Annotated in this window: 1 protein-coding gene; it reads left to right on the top strand. The window is 64.5% G+C overall.

Annotated features, from left to right (window positions below):
• The first annotated feature begins 139 nt into the window (after positions 1 to 139).
• The gene (locus tag QNH97_RS12220) at positions 140 to 16,306 is read left to right on the top strand and encodes a non-ribosomal peptide synthetase (protein WP_283557053.1); all 16,167 of its coding nucleotides are present in this window, start codon (positions 140 to 142) and stop codon (positions 16,304 to 16,306) included.
• Positions 16,307 to 16,310 lie beyond the last annotated feature (4 nt).

Genomic DNA, 16,310 nt, shown 5'->3' with positions numbered 1-16,310 from the left:
GACAGACATCACTCAACGGATGTTCTAGTTTTTTCCCACTATTTTCTTTCGTCCCGCCGACATGCCGTCGTCCTGATCACTGTGCAGCGCTGCCCTGTGACCGGAAACGAACTCATGATTTGCAAACAGGTGCTCCTACATGGATTCCTCGATCGCCAAGCTGCCCGAACAAGACTCCGCGTCCCATGAACTGGCCTCGGTCCAACAGGGCATCTGGCTCGATCAACTCGCGCACCCAGACCTGCCCTACTACAACATTGGCATGTCCCTGGAGATCATGGGCGAGATCGACATCCCGCTGTTCGAGAAAGCCATCGAGCTGGTTGCCAACCGCCACGACACCCTGCGCCTGAGCTTCAGCCATGAGGGCGGCATCGGCCGTCAGCGGGTCTTGCCCGAGGTCAAGGTGAACCTGGAAGTGGTGGAATTTTCCGAGGCCGACGCCGAGGCCGGCCTGGCCATGGACTACCTGCGCAACGCCTTCCGCCAACCATTCGAATCGCTCACCGGCCAGCTCTGGGAAGCGCGCATGGTCCGTTGCGGCCCGCACCGCCACTACTGGCTCAACCGCTACCACCACCTGGTCACCGACGGCATCGGCGTTGCGTTGATCGGCCATGCCGTGGGGGCGGCCTACAATGCGCTACTGGCCGGCAATGAAGAGGTCGCCCAGGGGCACTCCTACCTGTCATTCCTGGAGGATGACCGGGCTTACCTGCAGTCTTCCCGTTATGAGCGGGACCGTGCGTTCTGGCAGGAAACCTACGCGCAATTGCCGCCCTCACTGCTGCAACGCCGGGCCGATTTCAAAACCGGGCAGGCTAACGAACTGGCGCCGAGCGAGCAGGTCCAGGCGATGCTGCCGCGAGCGCTGTACAACGCGCTGACACAGTTCGCCAGCGAGCGCAGCCTGTCGGTGGCCCATGTGCTGATCAGCGTGGTCGCCACCTATTTCTGCCGCACCGTGGGGGTCGATGAAATCGTCATCGGCATGCCCGTGCACAACCGTACGACGGCCCGGGCAAAAGAAACCGCGGGCATGTTTTCCTCGGTCAGCCCGATTCGCCTACCGGTCGATCCCCAGGCCTCTCTGCTGGAGCTGATGCACACTGCCGGCGGGCAACTGCGCCGCTGCTACCGCCATCAGCGCTTCCCGATTGCCGAACTCAACCGCACCCTGCGCCTGCCGCAAACTGGCCGTCGGCAACTGTTCGACGTTTCGCTGTCGTTCGAAAGCCTCGACGGCGACGATCAGTTCGGTGGCACGTCATCTCGCGTGATCACGATGGATAACGGCTATGAGCAGACGCCCATGGCGATCTTCGTCCGCGACTACCATCCGTTTGAAGACGTGCACCTTGACTTCAACTTCAACACCGCCTACTTCAGCCTGGAAGAAGCCCGGTATCTGCAACAACGCATGCTCGCGATGCTCGAAGCGGTGCTGGAGCGCTATGACACCCCGGTGGGCGAGTTCCCGCTGATGAGCCAGGCCGAGCGGCAACGCTTGCAAGTCGAATTCAACGCCACGGCCCGCCCATACCCCCAGGATGTGCTGATCCACACGCTGTTCGAACAACAGGCCGAGCAGCGCCCGGACGCCTGCGCCGTACGCGACGACACCGGGCCACTGCTCAGCTACGCACAACTCAATCGCCAGGCCAACCAGCTTGCCCATCGCCTGATCGAACTCGGCGTGAAGCCGGACGCTCGCGTGGCCGTGAGCCTCAAGCGCGGTCCGGAAATGGTCGTCGCCCTGCTGGGGATCCTCAAGGCCGGCGGCGCCTACGTGCCGATCGATCCAGACCTGCCGAGCGCGCGCCAGGCCTTCATGCTTGACGACAGCGCCCCCCTGGCCGTGCTGAGCAGCCAGGGGCTGCTGGACTCGTTGCCAGCGTTGAACATGCCGTTGCTGACCCTGGATGACGATGAAGACCACGGGCAACTGACCACGCAACCGGCACATAATCCAGACCCGCAGACCCTGGGCCTGACGCCGCGACACCTGGCCTACGTGCTCTACACCTCGGGCTCAACCGGCACCCCCAAAGGCGTGATGAATGAACACCTGGGGGTGGTCAACCGCCTGCTCTGGGCCCGGGACGCATACAGCGTCGACGCCAGCGACCGGGTCCTGCAAAAGACCCCGTTCGGTTTCGACGTGTCGGTCTGGGAGTTTTTCCTGCCACTGTTGGCGGGCGGCGAACTGGTCATGGCCCGCCCGGGAGGCCATCAGGAGCCGGACTACCTGGCCCGACTGATGCGCCAGGCCGGCATCACGATGCTGCACTTCGTGCCGTCGATGCTCGACGTGTTCCTGGAACACCGCGACAGCCAGGGGTTTCCTGACCTGCGGCGAGTGCTGTGCAGTGGCGAAGCCCTGCCCCGCAGCCTGCAACGGCGCTTCGAACGGCAATTGACAGGCATCGAGCTGCATAATCTGTACGGCCCGACTGAGGCCGCCATCGACGTGACCGCCTGGCAATGTCTCCCCAGTGATCCCGGCGAAAGCGTGCCCATTGGCAGGCCAATCGCCAATACCCAGATGCATGTGCTCGATGGCCGTGGCGAACCCCAACCATTGGGTGTCGCCGGGGAAATCCACATCGGTGGCATCGGCGTGGCAAGGGGTTACCTGAATCAACCGCAGCTGAGCGCCGAACGCTTCATCGCTGACCCGTTCAGCAACGAACCGAATGCACGCTTGTACAAGACTGGCGACCTTGGCCGCTGGCTTGCCAACGGTGCGCTGGAGTACCTGGGCCGCAACGACTTCCAGGTGAAAATTCGCGGTTTGCGCATCGAGATCGGCGAAGTCGAAGCGGCGCTGGCGCTGTGCCCCGGCGTGCGCGAAGTGGTGGTGATCGCCCGGGAAGACACCCCCGGGCAACCGGACAGCAAGCGTCTGGTCGCCTATGTCTGCGGCGAACCGGCCCCAGCCGAGCAACTGCGCAGCGCCCTGCTCAAGCATTTGCCCGAGTACATGGTGCCCAGTGCCTTCGTGCATCTGGACACTCTGCCTCTCACCGCCAACGGTAAGCTCGACCGCCGCGCCTTGCCCGCACCCGGCCAGGAATCCCTGGCGAGCAAAACCTACGAAGACCCTCAGGGCGACACCGAAATCGCCATTGCCGCGATCTGGCAGTCCTTGCTCGGCCTGGATCAGGTCGGTCGCCACGACAGTTTCCTGGAACTCGGCGGTCATTCGCTGCTGACCGTACAGATGCAAGCGCGCCTGCATCAAGACCTGGGCGTCGAGATCGACCTGCGCACGTTGTTCGCCCAGACCTCGTTGAGCGAACTGGCCCAGCGTGTTGAACAGGCCAGCCAGTCACAGCGCCAGTCGATTGCCGTGATCTCCCGCGACCAGCCGTTGCCGCTGTCCCTGGCTCAGCAACGCTTGTGGTTTCTCGATCAACTGGACCACGCCGCCAGCGTCGCCTATCACATGCCCGCCGCGTTGCACTTGCGCGGCAGCTTGGATCGCAACGCCTTGCAGCAGGCCCTGGACCGTATCGTCGCCCGGCATGAAAGCCTGCGCACCACCTTCGAGCAGCGTGACGGCGAAGTCCATCAACGGTTCGCCGCCACCGACAGCGGTTTCGCCCTGGTCGAGCACGATCTGCAAGCCCTGGCCCCCGCGGACCGCCAACAGGCCGTCGAGCAATGGACCCAGGCCGAAGCGCGCGAAGCTTTCGACCTGAGCCAAGGGCCGCTGATTCGTGGACGCCTGCTGCGCCTGGCCGAAGACGAGCACATCCTGCTGGTCACCCAGCACCACATCGTCTCCGACGGTTGGTCGGTGGCGGTGTTGATCGGTGAGTTCAACGAACTCTACGCCGCTTTCAGCCAAGGCCTCGACGATCCACTGCCAGCCCTGGCCCTGCAATACGCCGACTACGCTGCCTGGCAACAGCAACACCTGCAAGGTGAGCGGCTGCAGGCCCAGACCCGGTTCTGGAAAGACCACCTCGCCGGCGCCCCCGCGCTGCTGGAGTTGCCCAGCGACCACAGCCGGCCGCCGGTGCAAAGCTACCGCGGCGCCGCCGTGGCGCTGGAAATCCCGGCAGCACTGAGCGCCAGGCTGCGCAGCTTCAGCCAGCAACAAGGCCTGACCCCGTTCATGACGCTGCTGGGGGCCTGGTCGATCCTGCTCTCGCGCCTGAGCAATCAGCCTGAAGTGGTGATCGGCACGCCCGTGGCCAACCGCCCGCGCCGCGAAACCGAGGCGCTGATCGGTTTCTTCGTCAATACCCTGGCCCTGCGCATCGATGTCCACGCCCACAGCCGTCTCGATCAGTTCCTGGCCCAGGTCAAGGCCACCACCCTTGACGCTTACAGTCATCAGGATTTGCCGTTCGAACAGGTCGTCGAAGCCCTGCAACCGGAGCGCAGCCTGAGCCACAGCCCGCTGTTCCAGGCGATGCTGGTGCTCGGCAACACCCCCCATGACCAGGCCTTGGCGCTGCCGGGGTTGGATCTGAGCCTGCTGCCCCAGGCCATCGACACCACTCAGTTCGATGTCAGCCTGTCGCTCAACGACAACGGCGACACCATCAGTGGCAGGTTCGAGTACGCCAGCGACCTGTTCGACCGCTCCACCGTGGAACGCTTCGCCCAGCATTTCCAGACCCTGCTGGAAGCCATGGTCGAGGATGCCGAACAACCCGTGCTCGGCTTGCCATTGCTCAGCCCGGCCCAGCGCCAGGCTTCACCCGCGGCGCGGCCACCCAAAGCCGTGTTCGATCCGCAGTGGCTGATTCATCAGCGTTTCGAACAACTTGCCGCCGCCCAACCCCAGGCCATCGCCCTGGTCTTCGGCGAACTCGAACTGACTTATCAGGCGCTCAATCGCCGCGCCAACCACATCGCCCGGGCATTGCTCGCCCAAGGCGTGCGTCCCGATGACCGGGTGGCGATCCTGGCCCAGCGTGGCGTGGAAATGGTTTGCGCAGTCCTGGCCGTGCTCAAAGCCGGAGCGGCTTACGTGCCGCTGGATCCGGCCTACCCCACTGAGCGTCTCGGCTATCTGCTGGGCGACAGCAGCCCGGTGGCCTTGCTGGCCCAGCCGGCCTGCCTCGAGGTGTTACCCGAGCATGCTGTGCCGGTGGTGAATCTCGATGATTACGTCGCGGCAGACGATCAGTCCCTGGACTACAACCTCGAGGCCAGTGCGCTTGGCCTGACGCCCCAGCATCTGGCCTACGTCATCTACACATCGGGTTCGACCGGACTGCCCAAGGGTGTGTTGGTAGAGCACGGCAACGTCGCACGACTGTTCGACGCCACCGCCGAACTATTCGACTTCGGCCGCAACGACGTGTGGACGCTGTTCCACTCCTTTGCCTTTGACTTCTCGGTCTGGGAAATCTGGGGCGCACTGAGCTACGGCGGCAAGTTGGTGATTGTCCCGAGTGACGTGGCCCGTTCGCCCGACGACTTCTACGCACTGGTCTGCCAGCAGCAGGTCACCGTCCTGAACCAGACGCCGAGCGCCTTCCGCCAATTGAGCGAAGCCCGTGAGCGCAGTGACCAGGAACACACCCTTCGCGAAGTAATCTTCGGCGGCGAGGCCCTGGACTTCCGCAGCCTGCGGCCATGGACCGCGCGCACCGCGCTGTCCCGCACCCGTCTGGTGAACATGTACGGGATCACCGAAATCACCGTGCATGCCACTTATTACCCGATCAGCCAGGCTGAAATCGACAGCGGCGCGCCAAGCCTGATCGGCCCGCCGCTGCCGGACCTGTGCCTGCGCATCCTCGACGAGTACCAGCAACCGGTGCCGGTGGGGGTCAACGGCGAGATCTACATCGGCGGTGCCGGCGTCGCGCGGCATTACTTGAACCGCGACGCGCTGAATGCCGAACGGTTCATCAGCGATCCGTTCGGCTTAGAGCCCGGCGCACGGTTGTATCGCACGGGTGACGTCGCCCGCTACCGCGCCGACGGAGGTGTCGTCTACGTAGGCCGCAATGATTCGCAGATCAAGATTCGCGGGTTCCGCATTGAGCTGGGTGAAATCGAAGCCATCCTCGCCGCTGTTGCGGGTGTCCGCGAAGTGGTGGTCGTGCCGCTGGAGAGCCAACCGGGGCAATCGGACAGCAAGCGGTTGGTCGCTTACCTGTGCGGTGAGCCGGTACCGGCCGAGCAACTGCGCGCCGCGTTGCTGGAGTCCCTGCCCGAGTACATGGTGCCCAGTGCCTACGTGCACCTGGAAAACCTGCCGCTGACCGCCAATGGCAAACTCGATCGCAATGCCCTGCCCGTGCCGGGCCAGGACGCCTTCGCCAGCCGAACCTATGAGGCACCGCGTGGCGAGGTCGAACAGATCGTCGCCACCGTCTGGCAAGATTTGCTGGGCATCGAACAGGTCAGTCGTCACGACCGCTTCTTCGACATCGGCGGGCATTCGCTGATGGCCGTGAGCCTGATCGATCGCCTGCGCCAGTACGGCTTGAACGCCACGGTGCGGACCGTGTTCACGACACCTGGCCTGCGGGAGATGGCCGAGGTCCTGGGCCGCCATAACGAGGCACTGTTCCAGGCCCCGGCCAACGGCATTCCCGCTGGCTGCACGGCCCTGACCCCGGACATGTTGCCCCTGGTGGAACTGACCCCGGCCCAACTCGAGCAGATTGTCGCCGCCGTTCCCGGCGGTGCCGGGAACATCCAGGACATCTACCCGCTGGCCCCGCTGCAACAAGGCATTCTGTTCCATCACCTGCTCGGGCAGGAAGGCGACGCCTATCTGGTGCGCTCGATGATCGAGTTCGATGACCGCCAGCGCCTCGACGCCTTTCTCGCCGCCCTGCAGGTGGTGATCGATCGCCATGACATTCGACGCACCGCCGTGCATTGGGTCGGCCAGCCACAAGCCGTTCAGGTGGTGCAGCGCCAGGCGTTGCTACCGGTAGATCACGTCACCCTGGTTGCCGATGAGGACGCGCGCGTTCAACTCGAACGCCTGAGCGACCCACGGCACATGCGCCTGGATTTGCAACAGGCACCGCTGACGCGTGCCTGCGTCGCCCGCGATCCGCACTCCGGACGCTGGTTGTTGGCCCTGCTGGATCACCACATGATCAGCGACCACGTGTCCCAGGGGATCGTGCTCGAAGAAATCCAGACCCTGTTGCAAAACCAGGGCGCCAGCCTGCCGGCTCCGATGCCTTATCGGGAGTTTGTCGCGCAGATCCTGGCGACACCGCCGCAGGCCCACGAAGACTATTTCAACCGCCGCCTGAGCCGTGTCGACGAGCCCACCGCGCCGTTCGGCGTGCTGGATGTCCAGGGCGACGGTGCCCACGTAATGGAAGCCAACGTACGTCTCGACCCGGCCCTGAGCCAGCGGATCCGCGCGCAATCTCGCGCAACCGGGGTGACGCCGGCCGTGCTGTTTCATATCGCCTGGGCCCAGGTCCTCGGACGCTGCACCGACCGCGACGACGTGGTGTTCGGCACCGTGCTCGCAGGCCGTTTGCAAGGTTCACTGGGGGCCGATCGGGCCCTTGGCGTATTCATCAACACGTTGCCGGTGCGAGTCCAGTTGGCCGGGGTCGGTGTTCGTGCGTTGGTGGACGAAACCTATCGCGACCTCAGCGAACTGCTGTCCCACGAACAAGCATCCCTGGCCCTGGCGCAACGCTGCAGCAGCGTGGGCCCGGGCCTGCCGCTGTTCACCACCCTGCTCAATTTCCGCCATCAGACCGAAGGCGGCTCACTGGCCAACGAAGAGCAGATCCTGGCCTGGGACGGTGTAAGGTTCCTGAGCAACGAAGCCCGCACCAACTATCCGATTGAAGTAGCAGTGGCGGATGAGGGAAAAGACTTCTCCCTCACGGCCCAATCCATCAGAGGCATCGATCCACAACGCATCGCCGCGTATCTCGGCCAAGCCGTGGCCGCGCTGGTGGAGGCTCTCGAGCAAGCCCCCGAACGCCTCGCCAGCAGCCTCGACGTGCTGCCCGAAACCGAGCGGAAATTGCTGCTGAGTGACTTCAACCACACCACCACGGATTTCGGCCCGGCACAGCCAATCCATACCCTGTTCGAAACCCAGGTCCAGGCCAATCCCGAGGCCGTGGCCCTGGTCTATGAAAACCAACAATTGACCTACCGCCAGCTCAACCGTCGCGCCAATCACCTGGCCGGGCAGCTGCTCGAACTGGGCATCGAGCCCGATCAGCGCGTGGCGATCTGTGCCGAACGCAGCCTCGACATGATCGTCGGCCTGCTCGGCGTGCTCAAGGCCGGCGCGGCCTACGTGCCCATCGACCCGGCCCATCCCGCCGAGCGCATGGCGTTCATGCTGCAAGACAGTCAGCCTCGGGCACTGTTGACCCAATCGGCGCTTACCTTGCCGTCCGGCGATCTGCCGGTGTTCTTGCTGGACACGAGCGATTCGCTGCGGGCGGCAGACGACGCGACGTTCGATGTGAACCCGCAGGTACCCGGCCTTACAGCCGCGCACCTGGCCTATGTGATCTACACCTCCGGTTCCACCGGGCAGTCCAAGGGCGTGATGGTCGAGCACCGTTCGGTGTTCAACTTCTGGCAAGTGCTGACCCGCACCACCCACCAGCATTGCCCAGCCCCGGCCACCGTGGCGCTGAATGCCGGGTTCTTCTTCGACATGTCGATCAAAGGCATCTCGCAGTTGTTCTCCGGTCATCGACTGGTGATCATCCCGCAACTGATCCGGGCCAGCGGCCACGAGTTGCTGGACTTCCTCGAACAGCATCAGGTGCATGCTTTCGACTCCACGCCGTCGCAGCTCGATACCCTGCTCGCCGCTGGCCTGCTGGAACGCCAGAGCTACCAGCCCGTCAGCGTGCTGCTCGGTGGCGAGGCGATCAACGCCGCGACCTGGGAGAAACTGCGCAACTGCTCAAGCATCCGCTTCTACAACATGTACGGCCCGACCGAATGCACGGTGGACGCCACCATCGACTTGATCCGTGACCTGGGCGAACGTCCGAGCATTGGTCGGCCGATTGCCAACGTCCAGGTGCACGTGCTCGACGCCCGTGGCGAACCGGCGCCGTTGGGCGTGGCTGGCGAGATTCATATTGGCGGTGTCGGCGTCGCCCGGGGTTACTTGAACCGGCCGGAGCTGAGCGCCGAGCGTTTCATCGCTGACCCGTTCAGCCGCGAACCGAACGCACGCCTGTACAAAACCGGTGACCTCGGTCGCTGGTTGGCCGACGGCACATTGGAATACCTGGGCCGCAATGACTTCCAGGTGAAGATCCGTGGCTTCCGTATCGAATTGGGCGAGATTGAAACCGTGTTGCTGGGCTGTGTCGGTATCACCGATGCCGTTGTGATTGCCCGGGAGGACAACCGGTTGGTGGCGTACCTGTGCGGCGAGCCGGCCCCGGCCGAGCAACTGCGCAGCGCCCTGCTCAAGCATTTGCCCGAGTACATGGTGCCCAACGCCTTCGTGCACCTGGACGCCCTGCCCCTCACCGCCAACGGCAAGCTCGACCGCCGCGCCCTACCGGCGCCTGGTCAGGAATCCCTGGCAAGCAAAACCTACGAAGCCCCCCAGGGCGACACCGAAATCGCCATCGCCGAGATCTGGAAAGGCTTGCTGCACCTGGATCAGGTCGGTCGCCACGACGGCTTCCTCGAACTCGGTGGCCATTCGCTGTTGACCGTACAGTTGCAAGCACACCTGCATCAGGACCTCGGGGTCGAGATCGACCTGCGTACGCTGTTTGGCCTGGGTTCGCTGCGTGCGCTGGCCGAGTGCGTCGATCAAGCGGCCGAGTCCCGCGTCCAGCCAATCAGCGTGGTCCCCCGCGATCAGCCGTTGCCGTTGTCCCAGGCCCAGCGACGCTTGTGGTTCCTCGATCAGCTGGACCACGCCGCCAGCGTCGCCTATCACATGCCCGCCGCGTTGCACCTGCGCGGCAGCCTGGATCGCAACGCCCTGTTGCGCGCCCTGGACCGCATCGTCGCCCGCCACGAAAGCCTGCGCACCACCTTCGAACGCCGTGACGGCGAGGTCCATCAACGGTTCGCCGCCGCCGACATCGGCTTTGCCCTGAAGGAGCACGACCTGCAAAGCCTGGACGCCGATGCCCGGCGACAGGCCGTAGAGCAACTGACCCAGGTCGAAACCCGAGAGGCCTTCGACCTGAGCCAGGGGCCAATGATTCGCGGGCGCCTGCTGCGCCTGGCCGAAGACGAACACATCCTGTTGGTCACCCAGCACCACATCGTCTCGGACGGTTGGTCGGTGGCCGTGCTGATCGGTGAATTCAACACCCTCTACGCCGCTTTCAGCCAAGGCCTCGACGATCCGCTGCCACCCCTGGCCCTGCAATATGCCGATTACGCCGTCTGGCAGCAGCAACATTTGCAAGGTGAACGCTTGCAGGCCCAGACCCGTTTTTGGCAAGACCACCTCAGCGGCGCGCCGGCGCTGCTGGAACTGCCCAGCGACCGCAGCCGGCCACCGGTGCAAAGCTATCGCGGCGCCACCGTGGCACTGGAACTCCCCGCGCCACTGAGCGCCAAGCTGCGCCGCTTCAGCCAGCAACAGGGCCTGACCCCGTTCATGACACTGCTGGGCGCCTGGTCGATCCTGCTCTCGCGCCTGAGCAATCAGCCTGAAGTGGTGATCGGCACACCCGTGGCCAACCGTCCACGCAATGAAACCGAAGCGCTGATCGGCTTCTTCGTCAACACCCTGGCCCTGCGCATCGACGTCCAGGCCCACCGCCGCGTCGACCAGCTGCTGGCCCAAATCAAGGCCACCACCCTCGACGCCTACAGTCATCAGGACTTGCCGTTCGAACAAATCGTCGAGGCCCTGCAACCGGCCCGCAGTCTCGGCCACAGCCCGTTGTTCCAGGCCACGCTGGTGCTGGGCAACACGCCGCGCGATCAAGTCCTGGCATTGCCGGGACTGAACCTGACCCCGCTGCCCCAGGCCGCCAGCACCAGCCATTTCGACGTGAGCCTGTCGCTCAACGACAACGGCGAGACCTTCAGCGGCCAGTTCCAGTACGCCACCGACCTGTTCGACGAAGCCACTGTCGTGGGCTGGAGTCGACACTTCCTGCACCTGCTCGATGCCCTGCTCGTCGACGTTACACAACCGCTGGCGAGCTTGCCGCTGCTGGATCCGCAGCAACGCCAACAACTGCTGGTGGAGTTCAACCCTGCCACGACCGTCCTGGACGAAAGCCCGGGGCGCTTCCCTCACGCCGTATTCGAGGCCCAGGCCACACGCACCCCGGACGCCGTGGCGCTGGTGTGCGCCGGGCAAGTGCTCAGTTACGCCGAACTCAATGCCCAAGCCAACCGCATCGCCCACCGCCTGATCGCCCTGGGCGTGCAACCCGATGACACCGTCGGCCTCTTCTCTCGCCGCAGCCCGGAGATGGTGATGGGCTTGCTGGGCATCATGAAAGCCGGCGCGGCCTATGTGCCGCTCGATCCGCAATACCCGGCGGAACGCCTGGCCCACATGCTGGCCGACAGCGCGCCTCGGGTACTGGTTCGTCAACAAGACCTGGATAACCTGCCGATGCCAGAAGGCCTGGCGACACTCGAACTGGGTTGCCCATCGCTGCTGCAAGCCCCTGACCGCAACCCCCGGGTGGCGGACCTGAATTTCGGCCACCTGGCCTACGTGATCTATACCTCGGGCTCCACCGGATTGCCCAAAGGGGTGATGGTCGAGCATCGCGGTTTGCGCAACTTGCTGGACTGGTTCATCGAGGACCTGGCGTTTAATGCGGACGACGCGGTGCTGCTGGCGTCCTCCTACAACTTCGACCTGACCCAGAAAAACATCCTCGCGCCGCTGATGGTTGGCGCCCAATTGCACCTGGCCGAAGAACCCTTCAGCCCGGGTGCCATCGTCGCGCAGATCGCCGAGGCCGGCATTACCCACACCAACCTGTCGCCCAGTGCCTTCCACACCCTGGTGATTGCCGATCGGCACCAAGCCTTGTCCCGCCTGAAAAGGGTGGTATTGGGCGGTGAGCCCATTCCCGTCGCCATGCTGGAAAAACTGGTGGAGCCACGGCCAACGGTGGTGAACGGCTACGGGCCGACCGAGTGCAGCGGCGTCGTCGGCTGGCACCGGGTGAACAGCGACCTGTCGACGTATCGGGACCAGTCGATCCCCATCGGCAAACCGATCCGCAACATGCAAATGCACGTACTGGACAGCCACGGGCAACTGCTGCCGGTGGGCGTGCGTGGCGAAGTCCATATCGGCGGTGTCGGTGTGGCGCGCGGCTACCGGAACCGACCGGAACTCAGTGCCGAACGCTTCATCGCTGATCCGTTCTCCAGCACGGCCAATGCGCGCCTGTACAAGACCGGCGACATCGGTCGCTGGTTGCCCAATGGCACGCTGGAATACCTGGGACGCAACGACGATCAGGTGAAAATCCGCGGCCTGCGCGTCGAGCTGGGTGAAATCGAAGCCGCCCTCGCCGCCCTCCCGGGTGTGCACGAAGCGGTGGTCGTTGCCCGCGACCACCAGGCGGACGAGACCTACAGCAAACGCCTGGTCGCCTATCTGTGCGGCGAGCCGGCCGCAGCCGAACAATTGCGCGCCGAACTGTTGAAACGCCTACCCGACTACATGGTGCCCAGCGCCTTCGTGGTACTGGAGGCACTCCCGCTGACGCCCAACGGCAAACTCGACCGCCGCGCCCTGCCCGAACCGGGCCAGGACGCCTACGCCAGCAGGGCCTACGAGGCACCGCAAGGTCCGGTTGAACTGGCGATTGCCGATATCTGGCAACAATTGCTGGGGCTCGAACGTGTCGGGCGTCACGACGGTTTCTTCGAGCTCGGCGGCCACTCACTGCTGGCGGTCAGCCTGATCGAACGCCTGCGCGAACAAGGCCTGAACGCCGACGTGCGCAGCGTCTTCAGTGCGCCAAGCCTGCGGGAGCTGGCCCAGGCCGTGGCAAATGCCAAGGACCAGACCTTCCAGGCACCGGCCAATCTCATCCCGGCCGCTTGCACCGCCCTGACCCCGGAGATGTTGCCGCTGGTGACACTGACCCCGGCCCAGCTCGAACGCCTCGTCACTGCCGTCCCCGGTGGCGCCGCGAATATCCAGGACATCTATCCTCTGGCGCCCCTGCAAGAAGGCATCCTCTTCCACCACTTGCTGGGACATGAAGGTGATGCCTACCTGATGCGCTCGATGCTCGACTTCGATAACCGCCAGTGCCTCGATGCCTTCATCGCCGCCGTGCAGGCAGTGATCGATCGCCACGACATACTGCGCACCGCCGTGCATTGGGACGGTTTGCCCCAAGCGGTACAAGTGGTGCAGCGCCAGGCGCGGTTGACGGTGCACAGCGTCACCCTCGATCCCCACAAGGACCCGCTCCACCAGCTTGAAACCCTGAGCGATCCCCGGCAACTGCGCTTGGATCTGCGGCAAGCGCCGTTGATGCGAGCCTGCATTGCCCAGGACCCGCATTCCGAACGCTGGATGCTGGCGCTGCTTAACCACCATATGGCCAGCGACCACGTGACGCTGGAAATCGTCCTCGAAGAAATCCACGCCATCCTCCATGGACAAGGCGACAGTCTGGCGACGCCACAACCCTATCGCGACTTCATCGCCCAGACCCAGGCCATCCCGACGCACGTCCACGAAGACTATTTCCGCCGCCGACTGGCAGACGTCGATACCCCCACCGCGCCCTTCGATCTGCTGGAAGTGCAAGGCGATGGCAATCACATCGAAGAAGCCAGTGTGCGCCTGAGCGTCGAACTCAACCTGCGCATTCGGGCCCAGGCCCGGGAGCGCGGCATCACCCCCGCGGTGCTGTTCCATGTCGCTTGGGGGCAGGTGCTGGCCCGTTGCACCGGCCGTGATGACGTGGTGTTCGGCACCGTGGTTGCCGGTCGCCTGCAAGGTTCGGCCGGCGCTGAGCGCGCCCTTGGGGTGTTCATCAACACCCTGCCGGTGCGGTTGCAACTGGCCGAAGGCGGCGCCAACGCCCAGGTCATGGCGACCCACCGCGATCTCAGTGAATTGCTGGCCCACGAACAGGCATCCCTGGCGCTGGCCCAGCGCTGCAGCGGTGTGCCCAACGCACTGCCGCTGTTCACCAGTCTGCTCAATTATCGGCACCAGCGCGGTGACAACCCGTTGCACTGGCCGGGCATGCGGATCCTGGGCAGCGCCGAGCGGAGCAACTACCCGCTGACCCTGTCGGTCAATGATTACGGCGATGCCTTGGGCCTCGCGGTGCAAAGCGTGCGGGCGGTGGATCCGCAGCGCATCTGCGCGCTGATGCAACGCGCCCTGGAACAATTGACCCAGGCCTTGATGTACACGCCGAAGATTTCGCTCATGGAACTGGACGTGCTGCCCGCCGAGGAGCGCACCCTGCTGCTGGACACCTTCAACCAGACCGCGGTGGACTACCCGACGCAGCGGTGCATTCAACAGCTGTTCGAAGAGCAGGTGCACCGCACACCAGATGCCTGTGCACTGGTCGACAGCCAGCAGCGCCTCAGTTACGCCGAGCTCAACGCCCAGGCCAACCGTCTGGCCCACCAATTGATCGCGGCGGGGGTTCAACCGGGAGATCTGGTGGCGATCTGCGTTGAGCGCGGCGTCGCGATGATCAGTGGCCTACTGGGGATTCTCAAGGCCGGTGGCGCCTATGTGCCGCTGGACCCGACCTACCCGGCCGAGCGCCTGGCCTCGATTATCGAGGATGCCCGGCCACGCCTGCTGCTGGCCGATACGGTCGGCCGCACGGCCATTGGCACGCTACAGGAGGGCACTCGCTACCTGGCCATCGAACAGGCACTGGCGGCGCCATCGAGCAGCCGCGACCCACACCTGGACAGCACCGGTCTGACCCCGGCGCACCTGGCCTATGTGATCTACACCTCCGGCTCTACCGGCAAACCCAAGGGCGTGATGATCGAACACCACAACTTGGTGGCTTCGACGCTGGCCCGTGGCGCGGTGTATGGGCCGGCGACCGGCAAGCGTTTCCTGCTGCTGTCGTCGATCGCCTTCGACAGCTCCGTGGCCGGGATCTTCGGCACCCTGGTCAGCGGCGGCGCCCTATGCATTCCGGATGCCGAAACGGCCCGAGACCCTGAAGCCATTGCTCGTTTCATCGGCGAACAGGCCATCACTTCATTGCTGTGCGTACCGTCCCTGGGACGCCTGGTGCTGGCCAGCCTTGCTGCCGGGGAAGGTCATGGCGCGCTGCAAGAGATGATCGTGGCCGGTGAAGCCTGCCCCGCACAGCTGGTACAGGAATGTGCCGGGCTTGAACCTTCGATCACCTTGTACAACGAGTACGGCCCCACCGAAGCCACCGTCTGGGCCACGGTGCATCGCTGCACTGTTGAGGACCAGGGCACGGTGCCGATCGGTCGAGGGATTCCCAACAGCCGCCTGTACGTGCTCGACGAACAGCGCCAGCCGACACCGCTCGGCGTGCCGGGCGAGCTGTACGTCGGTGGCGCGGGGGTTGCGCGTGGTTACCTGGACCGGGCGCAACTGAACGCCGAACACTTCCTTGCCGACCCGTTCGCGGCAAGCGACGAAGCGCGGATGTACCGCACCGGCGATCTGGTGCGCATGCGCGCCGATGGGGTGCTCGAGTTCCTCGGGCGCAACGACCAGCAAGTCAAGATCCGCGGCTTCCGTATCGAACCCGGTGAAATCGAAGCCTTGATGCTGACCTTGCCGGGCGTGCGCGAGGCGGCGGTCATCACTCGCGAAGACACACCGGGGGCGGTGCGCCTGGTGGCTTACCTGAGTGTCGAACCGCACCTGGCCGGCCGCAACGCCAGTAGCACGCTGCGCCCTTACCTGGTCTCGCAGTTGCCGGACTACATGGTTCCAACGGCGTTCGTGGTGCTCGAGCAATTGCCGTTGAGCCCCAACGGCAAGCTGGATCGCCGCGCCCTGCCCGCGCCTCGCAGCGAAGACTTCGCCTATCGCCAATACGAAGCACCCAACGGCGAAACCGAAGCCCTGCTGGCGCAGATCTGGGCCGACCTGCTGGGCCTGGAACGGATCGGCCGTCACGACGACTTCTTCGAACTCGGCGGCCATTCGTTGCTGGCGGTGCAAGTCACGCTCCGGGCACGCGAGACCTTTGGCGTCGAAGTGCCCCTCAGAGGTGTGTTCGAACACCCGTCGCTGGGGGCCCTGGCCGACCTGATCACCACCCTGCAACTGGCGCAGTACGAGTCGGATGAGCTGCTGGACCTGCAACAAGAAATGGCTTCGCTGTCTGAAAGCGAACTGCTCGCTATCGTCTCCAAGGATGCTTAATAAA

This window comes from Pseudomonas sp. G2-4 (assembly GCF_030064125.1).
In the GTDB taxonomy this organism is placed as follows: Bacteria; Pseudomonadota; Gammaproteobacteria; order Pseudomonadales; family Pseudomonadaceae; genus Aquipseudomonas.
Note: the sequence above shows the minus strand (reverse complement) of the source record. Positions and strands in the feature narration are given on the sequence as shown.